At 70.8% G+C, this 17,395-nt stretch carries 20 protein-coding genes; 18 read left to right on the top strand and 2 right to left on the bottom strand.

Annotated features, from left to right (window positions below):
- Window positions 1–62 precede the first annotated feature (62 nt).
- Both OHB23_RS16105 and OHB23_RS16100 read left to right on the top strand, forming a co-directional pair.
- Window positions 63–638: a DUF2567 domain-containing protein gene (locus OHB23_RS16105; RefSeq protein WP_328809889.1), complete on the top strand. Its 576-nt coding sequence runs from the start codon at window positions 63–65 to the stop codon at window positions 636–638.
- Window positions 639–751: 113 nt separating this feature from the next.
- The gene (locus OHB23_RS16100; protein WP_222638638.1) at window positions 752–1,828 is read left to right on the top strand and encodes a GGDEF domain-containing protein; all 1,077 of its coding nucleotides are present in this window, start codon (window positions 752–754) and stop codon (window positions 1,826–1,828) included.
- On the opposite strand, the gene OHB23_RS16095 is transcribed toward OHB23_RS16100, so the two are convergent.
- The gene (locus OHB23_RS16095) at window positions 1,821–2,576 is read right to left on the bottom strand and encodes an NUDIX hydrolase (protein ID WP_081821419.1); all 756 of its coding nucleotides are present in this window, start codon (window positions 2,574–2,576) and stop codon (window positions 1,821–1,823) included. The two genes, OHB23_RS16100 and OHB23_RS16095, sit on opposite strands and share 8 nt — an antisense overlap.
- A gap of 80 nt (window positions 2,577–2,656) precedes the next feature.
- Here OHB23_RS16095 and nadA point away from each other — a divergent pair, with 80 nt between their 5' ends.
- From nadA to hisI, 13 genes are all read left to right on the top strand, one after another.
- A complete protein-coding gene (nadA, locus tag OHB23_RS16090) occupies window positions 2,657–3,694 on the top strand; it encodes a quinolinate synthase NadA (RefSeq protein WP_056447901.1) in 1,038 nt (345 codons plus the stop codon).
- Window positions 3,691–5,331 carry an L-aspartate oxidase gene (locus OHB23_RS16085; RefSeq protein ID WP_328809887.1) on the top strand — a complete coding sequence of 547 codons (1,641 nt, stop codon included), beginning with the start codon at window positions 3,691–3,693 and terminating at the stop codon, window positions 5,329–5,331. Before nadA ends, OHB23_RS16085 begins: the two co-directional genes overlap by 4 nt.
- Window positions 5,328–6,197 carry a carboxylating nicotinate-nucleotide diphosphorylase gene (gene nadC, locus OHB23_RS16080; RefSeq protein WP_056447907.1) on the top strand — a complete coding sequence of 290 codons (870 nt, stop codon included), beginning with the start codon at window positions 5,328–5,330 and terminating at the stop codon, window positions 6,195–6,197. The genes OHB23_RS16085 and nadC overlap by 4 nt, the downstream gene beginning before the upstream one ends.
- Before the next feature lie 37 nt (window positions 6,198–6,234).
- Window positions 6,235–6,702 (top strand): SRPBCC family protein, encoded by a 468-nt coding sequence (locus OHB23_RS16075; protein ID WP_027506797.1) that lies wholly within the window; start codon window positions 6,235–6,237, stop codon window positions 6,700–6,702.
- Window positions 6,703–6,837: 135 nt separating this feature from the next.
- The gene (hisD, locus tag OHB23_RS16070; RefSeq protein WP_027506796.1) at window positions 6,838–8,175 is read left to right on the top strand and encodes a histidinol dehydrogenase; all 1,338 of its coding nucleotides are present in this window, start codon (window positions 6,838–6,840) and stop codon (window positions 8,173–8,175) included.
- A complete protein-coding gene (locus tag OHB23_RS16065) occupies window positions 8,172–9,308 on the top strand; it encodes a histidinol-phosphate transaminase (protein WP_328809886.1) in 1,137 nt (378 codons plus the stop codon). The genes hisD and OHB23_RS16065 overlap by 4 nt, the downstream gene beginning before the upstream one ends.
- Window positions 9,309–9,342: 34 nt before the next feature.
- A complete protein-coding gene (hisB, locus tag OHB23_RS16060) occupies window positions 9,343–9,960 on the top strand; it encodes an imidazoleglycerol-phosphate dehydratase HisB (protein WP_328811661.1) in 618 nt (205 codons plus the stop codon).
- Window positions 9,957–10,595, top strand: a complete 639-nt coding sequence (gene hisH / locus OHB23_RS16055; protein ID WP_328809885.1) for an imidazole glycerol phosphate synthase subunit HisH — start codon at window positions 9,957–9,959, stop codon at window positions 10,593–10,595. The genes hisB and hisH overlap by 4 nt, the downstream gene beginning before the upstream one ends.
- The gene (locus OHB23_RS16050) at window positions 10,592–10,831 is read left to right on the top strand and encodes a hypothetical protein (protein WP_328809884.1); all 240 of its coding nucleotides are present in this window, start codon (window positions 10,592–10,594) and stop codon (window positions 10,829–10,831) included. The genes hisH and OHB23_RS16050 overlap by 4 nt, the downstream gene beginning before the upstream one ends.
- A 52-nt stretch (window positions 10,832–10,883) precedes the next feature.
- Window positions 10,884–11,636: a bifunctional 1-(5-phosphoribosyl)-5-((5-phosphoribosylamino)methylideneamino)imidazole-4-carboxamide isomerase/phosphoribosylanthranilate isomerase PriA gene (priA, locus tag OHB23_RS16045; RefSeq protein ID WP_222627047.1), complete on the top strand. Its 753-nt coding sequence runs from the start codon at window positions 10,884–10,886 to the stop codon at window positions 11,634–11,636.
- Window positions 11,633–12,478 carry an inositol monophosphatase family protein gene (locus tag OHB23_RS16040; protein ID WP_222627045.1) on the top strand — a complete coding sequence of 282 codons (846 nt, stop codon included), beginning with the start codon at window positions 11,633–11,635 and terminating at the stop codon, window positions 12,476–12,478. The genes priA and OHB23_RS16040 overlap by 4 nt, the downstream gene beginning before the upstream one ends.
- Window positions 12,475–13,248 (top strand): imidazole glycerol phosphate synthase subunit HisF, encoded by a 774-nt coding sequence (gene hisF, locus OHB23_RS16035; RefSeq protein ID WP_222638632.1) that lies wholly within the window; start codon window positions 12,475–12,477, stop codon window positions 13,246–13,248. The genes OHB23_RS16040 and hisF overlap by 4 nt, the downstream gene beginning before the upstream one ends.
- A complete protein-coding gene (hisI, locus tag OHB23_RS16030) occupies window positions 13,245–13,607 on the top strand; it encodes a phosphoribosyl-AMP cyclohydrolase (RefSeq protein ID WP_056447928.1) in 363 nt (120 codons plus the stop codon). The genes hisF and hisI overlap by 4 nt, the downstream gene beginning before the upstream one ends.
- 10 nt (window positions 13,608–13,617) lie before the next feature.
- Here the strand turns inward: hisI and OHB23_RS16025 are convergent, their stop codons facing one another.
- Window positions 13,618–14,124 carry a MarR family winged helix-turn-helix transcriptional regulator gene (locus tag OHB23_RS16025; RefSeq protein WP_056448080.1) on the bottom strand — a complete coding sequence of 169 codons (507 nt, stop codon included), beginning with the start codon at window positions 14,122–14,124 and terminating at the stop codon, window positions 13,618–13,620.
- A gap of 140 nt (window positions 14,125–14,264) precedes the next feature.
- On the opposite strand from OHB23_RS16025, the gene OHB23_RS16020 reads away from it, so the two are divergent.
- The 3 genes from OHB23_RS16020 to trpC all read left to right on the top strand — a co-directional run bounded on the left by OHB23_RS16020 (window position 14,265) and on the right by trpC (window position 17,386).
- Window positions 14,265–15,806 carry an anthranilate synthase component I gene (locus OHB23_RS16020; RefSeq protein WP_231476445.1) on the top strand — a complete coding sequence of 514 codons (1,542 nt, stop codon included), beginning with the start codon at window positions 14,265–14,267 and terminating at the stop codon, window positions 15,804–15,806.
- Window positions 15,803–16,462, top strand: a complete 660-nt coding sequence (locus OHB23_RS16015; RefSeq protein ID WP_222627037.1) for a TIGR02234 family membrane protein — start codon at window positions 15,803–15,805, stop codon at window positions 16,460–16,462. Before OHB23_RS16020 ends, OHB23_RS16015 begins: the two co-directional genes overlap by 4 nt.
- A 114-nt stretch (window positions 16,463–16,576) precedes the next feature.
- On the top strand, window positions 16,577–17,386 hold the full coding sequence (trpC, locus tag OHB23_RS16010) for an indole-3-glycerol phosphate synthase TrpC (RefSeq protein ID WP_328809883.1): 810 nt from the start codon (window positions 16,577–16,579) through the stop codon (window positions 17,384–17,386).
- Window positions 17,387–17,395: the final 9 nt, after the last annotated feature.

The following is a 17,395-nucleotide window of genomic DNA, read 5'->3' as shown; positions in this document are numbered from 1 at the left end:
CACCTCTCCCGACTCGTGTCGCGGGCCCGTCGGCCACGCAGCGACAGCCTAGGCTGGCCGACGTGAGTGATGTCGACACGACGGGGTTTGCCTCGACCGCACCCGGGATCGGCGATGCGGGTCGGCCGTCGCGCGGCGCGTTCACCCGGCGTTCGATCCGGATCGTGCTCGCGACCGCGATGGTCGGTGCCGTCCTCGGGATCCTGTGGGCTCTGCTCGCGCCCGTGGAGCACGTCGCTGCCGTCGGTGACGGCCGCGCGATCGTGTTGACCGGCGAGAGCGATCATCGCTTCGACGCACTCGCTCTGTTCCTCTGCGTGACCGCCGCGGCCGGGGTGCTGACCACGGTCGCCGTCTGGGCTCGCGTGGCCGAGCGAGGGCCGCGTCTGGTCCTCGACATCGTGGTGGCGTCGGCGCTGGCGTCCGCCGCGGCGATCGGTGCCGGCCTCGCCGTGGGCGCGGTGCGGTATCCGAGTGCCGACGGCGCCGTTCGCGGCGATGTCGTCGCACTCGCCCCCGGTGTCTCGACGTGGCTGGCTCTGCTCGCGCAACCTCTGGCTGCGGCGGTCACGCTCGTTCTCGTCACGGCGCTGTCGCCGTCGGACGATCTGGGTCGGGACGAGTCCCCCGGGGAGTGATCCGTTCGGGTCTCGGACGCCGGGTTCGTCTGCTTGAATGAGCGCTCTCAGGGCGGCCCACGACGGGCCGCGGGCGGGGGCCGACCTCTTCGAACGGCGAGGGTCTCCAGGACGTGGCGAACACCATTCGGCGGTGGTTGACCAGACCCGTCGATTACGCGTGGACCGTCCACTACTTCGAGACGAACACCGCGCTCGGCTCGACCCGCGTCCTCATCGGTCTGTCCTGCCTCCTGTTCTCCGTCCTGTACGTCGTCGCCGGACTCGCCCCGCCCACCGCTCCGACGGGAGCAGCGCTGACGGTCGTGCTCGTGAACGCGGTGGGAACCGCCGGCGTCGGGCTCGCGTGGATCCGCGGACCGTGGCCCTCACGGAGGATGTCGACGGCCTTCGTCGTGTACGCGGATGTCGGACTCTCCGTGGTGCTCCTCTCGCTGTCCGACCCGCTCGCCGTGCTGCCCTGCACGATCCTGTTCGGCGTCGCGAGCAGTTACGTGGCGACGTTCCACACGCCGCGGGTGTTCGCCGTCCACCATTCCCTCACCGTGGTGATCTGCGTCGGGTTGTTCGTCCGAGCGATCGGCTCGGAGTCCGTGCTCGGAGCGGCGCGCACCTCGCTCGCCGTCACCTACGGATTGCTCATCGTGATGGTTCTCTTCCTCGCACCGATCTCCATCTACCGCCTGCAGTTCCTGCAACGCGGCGACGTCACCGCCGCGTACGTGGATCCGCTGACCGGCCTGCGCAACCGGCGGGGACTCACCGTCGCGGCGGGCGAACTGCTCGGCACCCGGAACGGTCTCGTCGCGGTGGTCATCGACATCGACCGCTTCAAGTCGATCAACGACCGCTTCGGACACCACCACGGTGACCTCGTCATCCGTCGGACGGCGGACACCATCGACGAGATGTTCCCGTCTCCGTCGATCACGGCCCGCACCGGCGGGGAGGAGTTCGCCGTCGTGACCGCGCTGCCGATGGACGAGGTGCTCGACCGGGCGCGGCGGCTGCGCAGCGCCTACACGGCGCGGTCGGACCACGAGTCAAGTCTCAGCATCGGGGTCGCTCGCGAGGAGCGGGTCGTCACCTCGCACGACGTGGAGGTGCTTCTCATCTGTGCCGATCGAGCGATGTATTCCGCCAAGGCGGACGGCGGCGATGCCGTCGTCGGCTACGGCACTCTCACGTAGGTGGTCGGAGCGCGGCGAACTCGTCGGTCACACGTAGTGCGCTGTCCCGGAAGCGGTACAGCGCGGCGGGACGTCCTCCGGACGGGCCCGGGGGAGCGGTGTGGCCGGTGGACTCGATGACGCCCCGCCGAGTGAGCACCCGTTGGAGATTGGTGGTGTCGACTTGGTAACCCAGTGCGGCGCAGTAGATGTCGCGCAAGGTCGACAGGCTGAACTCGACGGGCGCGAGCGCGAAGGCGATGTTGGTGTACGACAGTTTGGCCGCCAGTCTCGCGCGGGCGTGCGCCACCATCGTGCCGTGATCGAACGCGGTCTCGGGGAGCGTCGCGACCGGGTGCCACGCAGTGTCGACGGGAAGTCGCGGGTCCCCGACGATGGGGACCAGACCGAGGAACGTCGAGGCGATGCGGCGATCGCCGGGGACGCGCCCGGGATCGGAGAAGACGGACAGCTGCTCGAGGTGGCGTACCTCGCGCACGTCGACCTTCTCCGCCAGCTGACGTCGCGCGGAGTCGGTCAGGTTCTCGTCGTCCCGGAGGAGCCCGCCGGGGAGTGACCAGGTTCCGCGTGCCGGGGCGAGTGCGCGCTGCCACAGCAGCACGCACAGTTCGGCAGGCTCGCGGGGCTGCAGCTCGCGCACCTGGAAGACGACGGACAGCACTTCGTGCACCGGTCGGGTGGCCGGATCGGGGGCACTTCCGGTCGGTCCGTCGGCGGCGGTGCTACGATGAATCACGTTTTCGATCATAAGTCGAAAACCCCGTCGGGTCCATTCCGGCGGATCGGCACCGGCGCACGCGAGCGCTGGACGCACGCGAGGAGCACGACATGGCGATCACCACCACGCGATTCGGCGGGAACTCCGCGGTCTTCGACGGACCGACGGGTTACGCCGGCGTCGATGCCGGCCCGGAGTGGGCCGAGGAGATCCTGCGCCTGGCAGAGGCGAAGAACGCGACGATCCTGGCGCACAACTATCAGCTGCCCGCCATCCAGGACATCGCCCACCACGTCGGCGACTCGCTCGCGCTCTCGCGCATCGCCGCCGAGGCGCAGGAGGAGACCATCGTCTTCTGCGGCGTGCACTTCATGGCCGAGACGGCCAAGATCCTCGCGCCGTCCAAGACGGTCCTCATTCCCGACGAGCGGGCGGGCTGCTCTCTCGCCGACTCCATCGACGCGGCCCAGCTGCGCGAGTGGAAGGCCGAGCACCCGGACGCCGTCGTCGTGTCGTACGTGAACACCACCGCCGAGGTGAAGGGACTGACGGACATCTGCTGCACCTCGTCCAACGCGGTCGAGGTCGTGCAGTCCATCGACCCGGACCGCGAGGTGCTCTTCCTGCCGGACCAGTTCCTCGGGGCCCACGTCCGTCGGCAGACCGGTCGCACCAACATGCACATCTGGGCCGGTGAGTGCCACGTCCACGCCGGCATCAACGGCGACGAGCTCACCGCACGGTCGCAGGCGTACCCCGAGGCCGAGCTCTACGTCCACCCCGAGTGCGGCTGCGCGACGTCCGCGCTCTACCTCGCCGGCGAGGGATTCGTGCCCGAGGACCGCGTCAAGATCCTCTCGACCGGCGGCATGCTCGACGCGGCGCGCACCACGGGTGCGAAGCAGGTTCTCGTCGCCACCGAGATCGGTATGCTGCACCAGCTGCGCAAGGCAGCGCCCGGTGTCGACTTCCAGGCCGTGAACGACCGCGCGTCCTGCCCGTACATGAAGATGATCACCCCCGCGGCGCTGCTCCGGTGCCTCACGGAGGGCAAGGACGAGGTGCACGTCGACGTCGCGACGGCCGAACGCGCACGCGCGTCCGTCGAGCGGATGATCGCCATCGGCTCGCCCGGCGGCGGCGAGTGACCACTGCGGCCACTCCGGGCGCACGTGTCGCTGCCGCTCCGGGCGGAAGTGTCGCTCCGGGCTGGGAGGCCGCGGCCGATCTCGTCGTGGTCGGCGGGGGAGTCGCCGGTCTCGCCGCGGCGATCGAGGCGACCCGGTCCGGGCTGAGCGTGCTGGTGCTGAGCAAGGACGCGGCGGGTACGGCGACGCAGTACGCCCAGGGCGGCATGGCCGTCGCGATCGGCGAGGACATCGAGGCCCACGTGCGCGACACGATCGTCGCGGGCGCCGGTCTGTGCGACGAGGCCGCGGTGCGCTCGATCGTCGGGGCCGGCGCCGACGCGCTGAGTGTGCTCACCGGCATCGGTGCTCGGTTCGACAGCGGCGCGGACGGCTCCATGGCCCGCACCCGTGAGGGCGGCCACTCGGTCGGCCGCATCGTGCACGCGGGCGGCGACGCCACGGGGCGGGAGATCCAGCGCGCTCTGTCGTCCGCGGCGCCCGCGACGGTGAACGGCGCGACCGTGCTCGACGTCCTGGTCGGCGACCGCGGTGTGGCGGGCGTGCTCGTCTCGCTCTCGCCGGACGATCTCCACGCGAACCTCGGCGTGGTGCACGCACCCGCCGTGCTGATCGCCACCGGTGGCACCGGAATGCTGTACTCGGCCAGCACGAACCCGTCCGGCGCCACGGCCGACGGCCTCGCTCTCGCACTGCGGGCGGGCGCGGACGTGGCGGACGTCGAGTTCGTGCAGTTCCACCCGACCGTGCTGTTCCGCCCCGGCGGCCGCGGGCGGCTCCCGTTGGTCAGCGAGGCGGTCCGCGGTGAGGGCGCGCGTCTCGTCGACGCCGACGGCCGCTCGATCATGGCGGGCGTGCACCCGCTGGGTGATCTCGCTCCCCGCGACGTCGTGTCCCGGGCGATCGCCGCTCGGCTGGCCGAGAGCGGCGCCGATCACGTCTTTCTCGACGCGCGGTCCGTGCCCGACATGGCCCTGCGTTTCCCCACCGTCACCGCGGCCTGCCTCGCTCAGGACGTGGACCCGACGGAGCAGCCGATCCCGGTGGCCCCCGCAGCGCACTATGCATGCGGCGGTGTCGTCACAGACGAGTACGGCCGCACCTGCGTCGCCGGGCTCCACGCCGCGGGCGAGGTGGCCCGCACAGGACTGCACGGAGCGAACCGTCTCGCGTCGAACTCGCTGCTCGAGGGCGTGGTGCTGGGGACCCGAGTGGCTCGCAGCGCCCGAGACCGGGTGTCCGTCCGCTCCCTGACGTCCGGCGATCCGTCTGCGCGACACCGGGCGCCCCGGCTCGACAGGGACGTCCTCCAGTCCGCGATGACCCGTCACGTCGGCGTCGTCCGCGACGACACAGGTCTGCGCGAGGCAGCGGCGATCGTGGGAGCCGCTGTCCCGCGCGAGCTCACGTCGACCCACGACGTCGAGGACGCCGCACTGACACTGCTGGCGTCCGCGACCGCCTCGGCAGCTCTCGCCCGCACCGAGACGCGGGGTGCGCACACCCGCGCCGATCACCCCCGGTCCGACGACGCACAGCGCCGCAGCACCGTCTTCCGGCTGGCCGACGACGGCAGCCTCGCGATCGTGCGGAATGCCCGCAGCGCCGACCAGGTCGGCCCGATAGGAGTCTCATGACCACACCCGCCGCTGCTCTCGACCCCGTCGATCGGGACGAGATCCTCCTCGTCGTGCGCCGCGCGCTGGAGGAGGACCTTCGATACGGGCCTGATGTGACGAGCCTCGCCACGGTGCCCGAGGGCGCGCGCACCCGCGCCGCGGTCGTCTCGCGGGCACACGGCGTCGTGGCGGGCCTCGACGCCGCGCTGGCGGTGCTCGACGAGGTGATCGGCGACCACGTCGTGCTCTCCCGGATCGCCGACGGCACCCGGGTCGAGCCGGGTGATGTGGTGCTGTCGGTGGAGGCACCGACCAGGGCCCTGCTCACCGCGGAGCGGACGATGCTCAACATTCTCTGCCACCTGTCCGGCATCGCGACCGCGACCGCGGCGTGGGTCGACGCGGTGTCCGGCACGGGATGCGTCGTACGGGACAGTCGCAAGACCTTGCCCGGGCTACGTGCACTGCAGAAGTACGCCGTGCGTGCCGGCGGCGGGCAGAACCACCGCATGGGCCTCGGCGACGCGGCACTGATCAAGGACAACCACGTGGTCGCCGCGGGCTCGGTGGTGGCGGCTCTGCGCGCCGTCCGAGCCGCGGCGCCGGACATCGCGTGCGAGGTCGAGGTGGACACTCTCGAGCAGCTCGACGACGTGCTGGCCGAGGGCGTCGACCTGGTGCTGCTCGACAACTTCCCGCTGTGGCAGACGCAGATGGCGGTGCAACGTAGGGATCGAGCAGCTCCCGCGACGAAGCTCGAATCGTCCGGCGGGCTGTCCCTGGACTCGGCCGCCGAGTACGCGGGCACCGGTGTGGACTTCCTCGCGGTCGGCGCGCTCACCCACTCCGTGACGGTGCTCGACCTGGGGCTCGACTTCGAGTGACGTTTCGCGTGAGCGGGATCCGGGCACAGGACGGCACATGACATCTGTGAGCACTGTGGACCGCGGCGATCGCGTCATCGCCCGCCGCGTGACCGTGAACGCCCCTGCCGACGACCTCTTCGCTCAGGTGGCGGATCCGCACCGGCACGGCGAGCTGGACGGCTCCGGAACGGTGAAGGACACGGTGAAGGGTCCGACGACGCTCTCGCGCGGAGCGAAGTTCTCCGTGGGCATGAAGCAGTTCGGCGTGCCCTACCGCATCACCAGCACCGTCACGGAGTTCACCGACACCGGGGACACCAAGGTGATCGAGTGGCAGCACCCGCTGGGCCACAAGTGGCGCTGGGAGTTCGTCGCGGTGGGCCCCTCGTCCACCGAGGTGACGGAATCGTTCGTCTACGGAACGGCGAAGATCCCGAAGATGCTCGAGGTGACCAAGCAGACGGCACAGAACGCGAACGGCATCACGAAGACGCTGGAGAAGCTGGCGGCCCGCTACTCCTGAGACCATGGTGCGGGCAGGCCGGAGGCTGGTCGGTGGGACCAGGTGGATCGTCCCCCTCGGGGCGCCGGTCGGGGCTCGAGCGATAATCGACGTGCGCCGACCGGCGCGCCCTTGCTCGACCCGAGAGGATCACCCATGACTGCCCGCACCGAGTTGCGACGCGTGGATCTACGCGGCAGCTCTCCGTCCACCGCCGAGCTGCGCGCGGTTCTCCCGCGCGGTGGAGTGGACGTGAACTCGGTGCTGCATCTGGTCACCCCGGTGGTCGAGGCGGTGCGTGAGCGCGGCGCCGACGCGGCGCTCGAGTACAGCGAGACCTTCGACCGCGTGCGTCCCGACTCCGTGCGAGTCCCGGCCGCCGAGCTCGAGAAGGCTCTGGACCAGCTCGATCCCGACGTGCGGGCGGCACTCGAGGTGTCCATCGAGCGTTCGCGCATCGTGCACGAGGATCAGCGTCGGTCGGAGACCGTGACCACCGTCGTCCCCGGTGGAACCGTCACCGAGAAGTGGGTCCCGGTCGAGCGAGTCGGACTGTACGTACCGGGCGGCAACGCCGTGTACCCGTCGTCCGTCGTCATGAACGTCGTCCCCGCGCAGGTCGCCGGCGTCGGCAGCCTCGTCGTCGCCTCGCCGCCGCAGGCGGATTTCGGCGGCCTCCCGCACCCCACCATCCTGGCGGCGGCAGCGTTGCTCGGCGTGGACGAGGTCTGGGCGGTCGGCGGTGCCCAGGGCGTCGCACTGCTCACCTACGGCGGCGTGGACACCGACGGTGCGCCGCTCGAGCCCGTAGACATGATCACCGGCCCGGGCAACATCTACGTCACCGCGGCGAAGCGGCTGTGCCGTGGAGCGGTGGGCATCGACTCCGAGGCCGGGCCCACCGAGATCGCCATCCTGGCCGACGACACCGCCGACCCGGTGCACGTCGCCGCCGATCTGATCTCGCAGGCCGAACACGACGTGCTGGCGGCGAGCGTGCTCGTCACCACCTCGGTCGCCCTGGCGGACGCCGTCACGCGCGAGGTCGCCGAGCGCACGCTCACCACCAAGCACTCCGAACGCGTCGCGACGGCGCTGTCCGGTGAGCAGTCGGGCATCGTGCTGGTGGACACGGTGGCCGACGGCATCCGCACGGTCGACGCCTACGCCGCGGAACACCTCGAGATTCAGACCGAGAACGCCTCCGAGGTGGCGGGCCGCATCCGCAGCGCCGGAGCGGTGTTCGTCGGACCGTGGTCGCCGGTGAGCCTCGGCGACTACTGCGCCGGGTCGAACCACGTCCTGCCGACGGCCGGATGCGCCCGTCACTCGTCCGGGTTGTCGGTGCAGACCTTCCTGCGCGGCATCCACATCGTCGACTACTCGCGCGACGCTCTCGACGGCGTCGCGAAGCACGTCGTCGCCCTCGCGAACGCGGAGGATCTGCCGGCGCACGGTGATGCCGTCCGCGTGCGGTTCGAGAGCCGATCGTGACGGCCGCGCCCGGCGCCGGGACCGCACTGTCGGACCTGCCGCTGCGCGACTCGCTCGTCGGGAAGTCTCCGTACGGTGCGCCGCAGCTCGAGGTGCCGGTGCAGCTCAACACCAACGAGAACCCGCACCCACCGTCGGCAGCGCTCGTGGAGGACGTCGCCCGCTCCGTGCGGGAGGCGGCAGCGTCGCTGCACCGCTATCCCGATCGGGACGCCGTCGCACTGCGCACGGATCTCGCCGCGTACGTGGCGGCCCGTACGGGGGTGCCCGTCACCGTCGACAACCTGTGGGCCGCGAACGGATCGAACGAGATCCTGCAGCAACTGCTGCAGGCATTCGGGGGGCCGGGACGCACGGCGCTGGGATTCGTGCCGTCGTACTCGATGCACCCCATCATCTCGGCGGGCACCCAGACCGAGTTCCTCGATCTGCATCGGCGTGACGACTTCTCGCTGGACGTCGACGCGGCCGTGGCCGCGATCGAGTCGATGACGCCGGACGTCGTGTTCGTCACCAGCCCCAACAACCCGACGGGACACAGTCTCTCGCTCGACGACCTCCGGCGTCTCGCCTCCGCGACCACCGGGATCCTCGTCGTCGACGAGGCGTACGGCGAGTTCTCGGCGGCGCCCAGCGCGGTCGACCTCATCGACGAGTTCCCCAGCCGAGTCGTCGTCAGCCGGACCATGAGCAAGGCCTTCGCGTTCGCGGGTGGGCGACTCGGGTACCTGGTGGCCGCTCCGGCCGTCGTGGACGCACTGCTCCTGGTGCGGCTGCCGTACCACCTGTCGGTGCTCACGCAGGCTGCTGCGCGCGCCGCACTGCGCCATGCCGACGACACGCTGGCCTCGGTGGCCGAGCTGGCGGCCGAGCGTGATCGCGTCGTCGCCCGGCTCGCCGTCCTGGGCTACCGAGTGGTGCCCAGCAGCGCCAACTTCGTGCTGTTCGGCCTGTTCGACGATGCGCCCGCGGTGTGGTCTCGGTACCTCGATCAGGGTGTGCTCATCCGCGACGTCGGCATCGCGGGGCATCTCCGCGTCACCATCGGCACCGTGGCCGAGAACGATCGGTTCCTCGACGTCAGCGCCGACCTGTCCGAGGACGTCGTCCACTCGTCCGCCCCCGCCACCTGAACCCCAGCAGAGGATCCGACCAGTGAGCAGCATCATGACCCCGAACCGCATCGCGCGCATCGAGCGGACCACCAAGGAGTCGTCCATCACGGTGGAGCTGAATCTCGACGGCAACGGCATCGTCGACGTGTCCACCGGTGTGCCGTTCTTCGACCACATGCTCACCGCGCTCGGGACGCACGCGAGTTTCGACCTCACGGTGCACGCGAAGGGCGACATCGAGATCGAGGCGCACCACACCGTGGAGGACACGGCCATCGTGCTCGGTCAGGCGCTCGCGCAGGCTCTCGGTGACAAGAAGGGAATCCGCCGCTTCGGTGACGCGTTCGTCCCGATGGACGAGACGCTGGCACACGCCTCGGTCGACGTGTCCGGTCGGCCGTACTGCGTGCACACCGGGGAACCGGAGCACATGCTGCACGCGATCATCGGCGGCTACCCGGGAACCCCGTACGCCACGGTGATCAACCGCCACGTCTTCGAGTCGATCGCGTCCAACGCGCGTATCGCACTGCACGTCCGGGTGCTGTACGGACGCGACCAGCACCACATCACCGAGGCCGAGTTCAAGGCCGTCGCTCGCGCCCTCCGCGCGGCCGTCGAGCCCGATCCGCGGGTCTCGGGAGTGCCGTCGACGAAGGGAAGCTTGTGAGCAGCAAGTCTGTCGCGTTGCTGGATTACGGTTCGGGGAATCTGCACTCGGCGCAGCGCGCACTCGAACGTGTGGGCGCCGACGTCACGGTGACGTCCGACCACCGCGTCGCGCTGCAGGCCGACGGACTGGTCGTGCCCGGTGTCGGCGCGTTCGGCGCATGCATGGACGGTCTGCTGTCGGTGCGCGGCGACGAGCTCGTCGACAAGCGGCTCGCCGGGGGCCGCCCCGTGCTCGGCATCTGCGTCGGCATGCAGATCTTGTTCGACCGCGGCGTCGAGTTCGACGTGCCCGCCACCGGCTGCGGCCAGTGGCCCGGCACCGTGGAGAAGCTGCAGGCCGAGGTGCTCCCGCACATGGGCTGGAACACGGTGCGCCCGGGCGAGGACTCGGTGCTGTTCGCGGGCATGGACCCCGACACGCGCTTCTACTTCGTGCACTCGTACGGCGTGCAGGACTGGGAGATGGCACCGAGCGAGTCGCTCGCCGCTCCGGTTCTCACGTGGGCCGATCACGGCGGCGAGTTCCTCGCGGCGGTGGAGAACGGCCCTCTGTCCGCGACACAGTTCCACCCGGAGAAGTCCGGCGACGCCGGCGCCACGCTGCTCGAGAACTGGCTCCGCACCCTCGGATGAGCGAGCCCCGCGAGTTCTCACTGGGTCGCCACACCGGGCTCGTCCTCGGTGCGGCGACCCTGATGCTCGCCGCGACCACGCTCGTCCTCTGGCTGCTGCAGCCGAGTGGTCCGGTGGGGCTGCTGGTGGTGGCCGTCGGACTCGTCGCCACAGGCGTCTGCGCGTCGCTGGTGGCGAAGGCGTCCGTTCGCCGATCCTTCGGCGAGGAGACCGACGGGTCCGAGCCGTCCGACTGACGCGCCGCCCTGCCCGGTGTCGCCGCGGATCGTGCCGGTAACCTCGTCGAACGTGAGCCTGGTACTTCTCCCCGCAGTCGATGTCGCCGATGGTCAAGCTGTTCGTCTCGTGCAGGGAGAGGCAGGCAGCGAGACCGCCTACGGCTCTCCGCGCGACGCCGCGCTGGCCTGGCAGAACGACGGCGCCGAGTGGGTGCATCTGGTAGATCTGGACGCCGCCTTCGGCCGCGGTTCGAACCGCGACCTCCTCGCGAGCGTGGTGGGGGAACTCGACGTGAAGGTCGAGCTGTCCGGTGGCATCCGCGACGACGAGAGCCTGCGGGCAGCGCTCGCGACGGGCTGCGCGCGCGTCAACCTCGGCACCGCTGCACTCGAGGATCCGGAATGGTGCCGCCGCGCCATCGGTGAGTACGGCGATCGTGTCGCCGTGGGACTGGACGTGCGCATCGTCGACGGTGAGCACCGCCTGCGCGGACGCGGCTGGGTGAGTGACGGCGGCGATCTGTGGGAGGTGCTGGAGCGGCTCGACCGCGACGGGTGCTCGCGGTACGTGGTCACCGACGTCACGCGGGACGGCACCCTCACCGGCCCCAATCTCGAACTGCTCGAACAGGTCTGCGCTGTCACCGAGGCGCCGGTCATCGCGTCCGGCGGAGTGTCCACCGTCGCGGATCTGGTCGCCATCGCCACGCTGACCGACAAGGGCGTCGAGGGTTCCATCGTCGGCAAGGCCCTCTACGCCGGCCGCTTCACGCTGCCGGAGGCCCTCGCCGCCGTCGCGGACAGCGCACCGTCGGCGACATGACCGCCGTGGACCTGGACGCTCTCGCGGCCACCGCGCGCACCCTGCTCGACGGCACCCACGAGCGGTTCGTCGCGGGCGCGGGCGCGCCCAGCGCCGTGGCCAAGGGGCCGGACGACTTCGCCACCGCGGTCGACCTCGAGCTCGAACGTCGGCTGGTCGAGGAACTGCAGGAGCAGACCCAGATCCCCGTGCACGGCGAGGAGTTCGGCGGGCCACCCGTCGAGTCCGGCACCGTGTGGGTGCTCGATCCGATCGACGGGACCTTCAACTACTCGTTCGGGCTGCCCACGGCGGGCACCCTGCTGTCGCTGCTCGTCGACGGGCGCCCGGTCATCGGCCTGACGTGGCTTCCCCTGATCGGCCAACGCTTCTGGGCGGTGGAGGGCGGACCCGTGCATCGTGACGGGGAGGCGCTCCCCGCGCTGCCCACCTCCGCACTCGCCTCCTCCATCGTCGGATTCGGTGCGTTCAACATCGACAGCCGCGGCCGGTTGCCCGGCGCCTACCGGGTGCAGGTGCTCTCGGACATCAGCCGCGTCTCCTCACGGATCCGCATGCACGGGTCGACCGGGCTGGACCTCGCGTACACCGCGGCGGGAACACTCGGTGCGTCGATCGTGTTCGGTCACCATGCGTGGGACAACGCCGCGGGAGCGATGCTGGTCCGCGCCGGCGGCGGGATCGTCACCGATCTGGCGGGCGAGCCGTGGACGGTGACCTCGACGTCGGTGCTCGCCGCAGCCCCCGGCGTGCACGAGGAACTGCTGCAGGTGCTCGCCGGAGTCGGCGAGCCGTCCTCGTACACACCGACATCGCGCGCGCGGGAAGGAGTCCGGAGATGAGTGTCGCCGTACGCGTCATCCCGTGCCTGGACGTCGACGCGGGCCGCGTCGTCAAGGGCGTCAACTTCGCCGATCTGCGCGACGCCGGTGATCCCGTCGAGCTCGCCGCGAAGTACGACGCCGAGGGTGCAGACGAGTTGACCTTCCTCGACGTCACCGCGTCGTCCGGTGGTCGCGCCACGATGCTCGACGTGGTGACCCGCACCGCGGAGCAGGTGTTCATTCCGCTCACCGTGGGCGGCGGTGTCCGCACCGTGCAGGACGTGGACACGCTCCTGCGAGCGGGCGCCGACAAGGTGTCCGTCAACACAGCAGCGCTCGCGCGACCGGAGTTGTTGCGCGAGTTGAGCTCTCGATTCGGATCGCAGTGCATCGTGCTGTCGGTCGACGCCCGGACGGTGCCCGAGGGCGAGGCGCCGACGGCGTCCGGTTGGGAGGTGACCACGCACGGCGGCCGCCGCGGTACCGGCGTCGACGCCGTGGAGTGGGCACACCGCGGGGCCGATCTCGGGGTGGGCGAGATCCTGCTCAACTCGATGGACGCGGACGGCACGAAGGCCGGCTTCGACATCGCCATGATCACCGCTGTCCGCGCGGCCGTCCGGGTCCCGGTCATCGCCAGTGGCGGCGCCGGCGCCGTCGAGCACTTCGCGCCTGCCGTGGCCGCGGGTGCCGATGCCGTTCTCGCGGCCAGCGTCTTCCACTTCGGCGAGATGACCATCGGCGACGTCAAGGGCGCTCTGCGCGCGGACGGTGTGGAGGTTCGATGAGCGCCCCCGTTCTCGATCCGGCGATCGCCGACCGTCTCAAGCGCACCGACGACGGACTGGTGTGCGCCGTCGCGCAGGAACGCGGCACCGGTGACGTGCTCATGGTCGCGTGGATGGACGACACGGCCCTGGCCATGACGCTCGCGACGCGCAAGGGCACGTACTGGTCGCGGTCACGGCAGGAGTACTGGGTCAAGGGCGAGTCGTCCGGACACGCACAGTACGTCCACGAGGTCCGCCTCGACTGCGACGGTGACACGATCCTGCTGACGGTCGATCAGACCGGCGGCGCGTGCCACACCGGTGATCACTCGTGCTTCGACGCCGACGTGTTGCTGAGCGAGCCCCCGACCGCCTGAGTACCGGCGGTCAGCCACCGCCGTCGCGGGCGATGCCGGCGTCGAGGTTGGTGACCATGACCTCGGCGAGCGCCCGCATCGTCTCGACCTGCTCGTCGTCCAGCCCGTCGAACACGAGTGACCGCACCGTGGAGACGTGGCCGGGAGCCGTGGCGACCACCTTCGCGTACCCCTCGTCCGTGAGAACGGCGTGGGAGCCGCGGCCGCCGCTGATGCTCTCCCGCCGGGCCCATCCGGCGCGCTCGAGCTTGGTCATCACGTGCGACAGCCGGGACAGCGACGCGTTGGCGAAGTCCGCGAGCTCGCGTAGGCGCAGCCGACGATCCGGAGCCTCGGACAGCGTCGCCAGCACGAAGTAGTCGAAGTGCGTCAGTCCGGAGTCACGCTGCAACTGAGTGTCCAGTGCGGCGGGCAACCGGGTCACGAAGGCGACCAGCACGCGCCAGGCGTCCTGCTGTGCCGGTGTGAGCCAGCGCATCTCGTCCGGCAGTGTCTCGGACGGCGGTGTCGCGGTCATCGGGTGCGCGTTCCTCTCCTCGTGCCGGATCACGACCGACCAGTTCGGTTTCCGACTCGTCGAGTGTCCCACCGCCCGTGCGACCACCGCGTTCGGCACCTCCCGAACCCGGCGGGACGGCACCCGGGAAGATGACACCCATGGATTCGCAGAAGGACCCGGCACCCGGAACCACCACCCGGGAGCAGTTCCGCCAACTGGCCGCCGTCCATCGCGTGGTCCCCGTCGTCCGCAAGGTCCTCGCGGACTCCGAGACTCCGCTGTCGGCGTACCGCAAGCTCGCCGGTGACCGGCCCGGCACGTTCCTGCTCGAATCCGCCGAGAACGGGCGGTCGTGGTCCCGGTGGTCGTTCATCGGTGCGGGCAGCCCCAGTGCGCTCACGGTCGTGGACGGCGAGGCCGCGTGGATGGGGGAGACGCCGGCGGGTGCCCCGTCGGGTGGCCATCCGCTGGACGCACTCGGAGCCACCATCGAGCTGCTCCGCTCCGAACGGTTGCCGGACCTGCCCCCGCTCACCGGCGGGATGGTGGGGTATCTCGGCTACGACGCGGTGCGCCACATCGAGAGACTGCCCGACCTCACCGAGGACGATCTGCAGATCCCCGAGATGGTGATGCTCCTCGCGACCGATCTGGCCGCGGTGGACCACCACGAGGGTGCGATCACCCTCATCGCCAACGCGGTGAACTGGAACGGCACCGACGAGCGGGTCGACGAGGCGTACGACGACGCCGTGGCACGGCTCGACCGCATGACCCTCGCACTGTCGTCCGCCGCGGAGTCCACGGTGGCGTCGTTCTCGAGACCCGAGCCGCAGTTCCGGCGCCAGCGGACCTCCGAGGGGTTCGGCGCCGACGTGCACCGCCTGGTCGAGGAGATCGAGGCGGGCGAGGCGTTCCAGGTGGTGCTGTCCCAGCGTTTCGAGATGGAGACCACCGCGACGCCGCTCGACGTCTATCGCATGCTCCGACGCTCCAATCCCAGCCCGTACATGTACCTGATGCACGTCCCCGGCGCGGACGGCGAGACCGCGTTCTCGATCGTCGGGTCGAGCCCCGAGTCCCTCGTGACGGTCGCCGACGGTGTCGCGACGACGCACCCGATCGCCGGGACCCGGTGGCGCGGCGCCACCGAGGAGGACGACCTCTTGCTCGAGAAGGACCTCCTCGTGGACGAGAAGGAGAACTCCGAGCACCTCATGCTGGTGGACCTCGGACGCAACGATCTCGGGCGGGTCTGCGAGCCGGGCACGGTCAAGGTCACCGAGTACCGCCACGTCGAGCGCTACAGCCACGTCATGCACCTGGTGTCGACGGTGACGGGTCGGCTCGACGAGGGCAGGCACGCACTCGACGCCGTCCGCGCCTGCTTCCCGGCGGGCACGCTCTCGGGCGCTCCCAAGGTGCGGGCGATGGAGCTCATCGAGGAACTCGAACCGACCCGCCGCGGCGTCTACGGCGGCATCGTCGGATACCTCGACTTCGACGGCGACGCCGACACGGCGATCTGCATCCGCTCCGCCCTCATCAAGAACGGCACCGCGTACGTCCAGGCGGGTGCCGGCGTGGTGGCCGACTCGGTCGCCGAGTACGAGGACACCGAGGCGCGCAACAAGGCGATGGCGGTGCTCAGCGCGGTGGCCGCAGCGGAGACGGTGACCACCGTCGGAGGCGCCGAGTGAAACGCGGGGGCGTCGGTCTCGCCGCGCTGCTCCTGGCTCTCGCGGCGCTGGCGCTGTGGGCGTCGTCGCGGATGACCTGGGTCCGGGTCGTCAGCTCGGACGGGCTGGGGGAGCAGCAGACGTCCTCGCTCGTCGGGGGTACGTGGGCCGCGGCGACCACGCCGTTGGCCATCGCGGCCATCGCTGCGGTGGCGGCCCTGTTCGCGATCCGCGGACGGTGGACGGTGCTGCTCGCGGTGCTCGTCGCGCTCGTCGGTGTCGGAGCCGCCGTTCCCGCGGTGCAGTTGATCGTCTCGGGCGTGGATCCGGAGCGCGCCGGCGCGCTGGCGGAACTACCCGGTCGTGCCGAGGTCCTCTCCGCGGAGGCGAGCCGCGCGCCCGCCGCACTCGCGCTCCTGGGCGGTCTGCTCGCGCTGGCCGCCGCCGTCGTGGTCGCGCGCACGTCCCGCTCGAAGGCCGGTCTGTCGGCCCGGTACGACAGTCCCGCGGTGCGCCGTGAGCGCGCCGAACAGGACGTTCGGTCTGCTGCAGTGGACGCCGACGAGGAACCGAGCGAGCGGGCCATCTGGGACGCGCTGGACTCCGGCGCCGACCCGACCGTGACCGACGACGCCACCGGTGTCGACGACCGACCCCGCGGCGGTGAGACCCGCTAGTCGGTGGTGTTGCTCCGGCCTCTACTCTGAGCGCACCGGATGAGCAGCGCCACACATCCACTGCGATGTCGAGCAGACATTCACCACTCTGGCGGAAGGACGCGGGGGACACCGATGACCGTTCTCGATTCGATCCTCGACGGTGTACGGGCCGACACGCAGGCCCGTGAATCCGTGGTGGACTTCGCCTCCGTCAAGAAGGCCGCCGCCGCCGCGCGGCCGGCTCTCGACGCCGCCGCCGCGCTCATCGAGCCGGGCATCGCCGTCATCGCAGAGGTCAAGCGCGCCAGCCCTTCCAAGGGTGCGCTGGCCGACATTCCGGACCCCGCCGTGCTCGCGGGTGCCTACGAGTCGGGCGGAGCGCGCGTCATCAGCGTGCTCACCGAGGAGCGCCGCTTCCGCGGATCGCTGGACGATCTCGACGCCGTGCGTCGCGCCGTCGAGATCCCCGTGCTGCGCAAGGACTTCATCGTCGGGCCGTACCAGATCCACGAGGCTCGCGCCCACGGCGCCGACATGATCCTGCTGATCGTCGCGGCTCTGGAGCAGGACGCCCTCGCGTCCCTGCTCGACCGCACCGAGTCGCTCGGCATGACCCCGCTGGTCGAGGTGCACACCGAGGAGGAAGCGGACCGCGCGCTCGAGGCCGGCGCCAAGGTCATCGGCGTCAACGCCCGCAACCTCAAGACACTCGAAGTCGACCCGGACACCTTCTCCCGCATCGCGCCCGGCCTGCCGTCGGACATCATCCGGGTCGCCGAGTCCGGCGTCCGCGGCACCGCCGATCTCCTGGCCTACGCCGGAGCGGGTGCCGACGCGGTTCTCGTCGGTGAGGGACTGGTCACCAGCGGCGACCCGCGGTCCGCGGTGCGTGACCTGGTCGCGGCCGGAACGCACCCCTCCTGCCCGAAGCCTGCGCGCTGATTTCAGGCT

It is taken from the genome of Rhodococcus sp. NBC_00294, from assembly GCF_036163995.1.
GTDB lineage: Bacteria > Actinomycetota > Actinomycetes > Mycobacteriales > Mycobacteriaceae > Rhodococcoides.
Note: the sequence above shows the minus strand (reverse complement) of the source record. Positions and strands in the feature narration are given on the sequence as shown.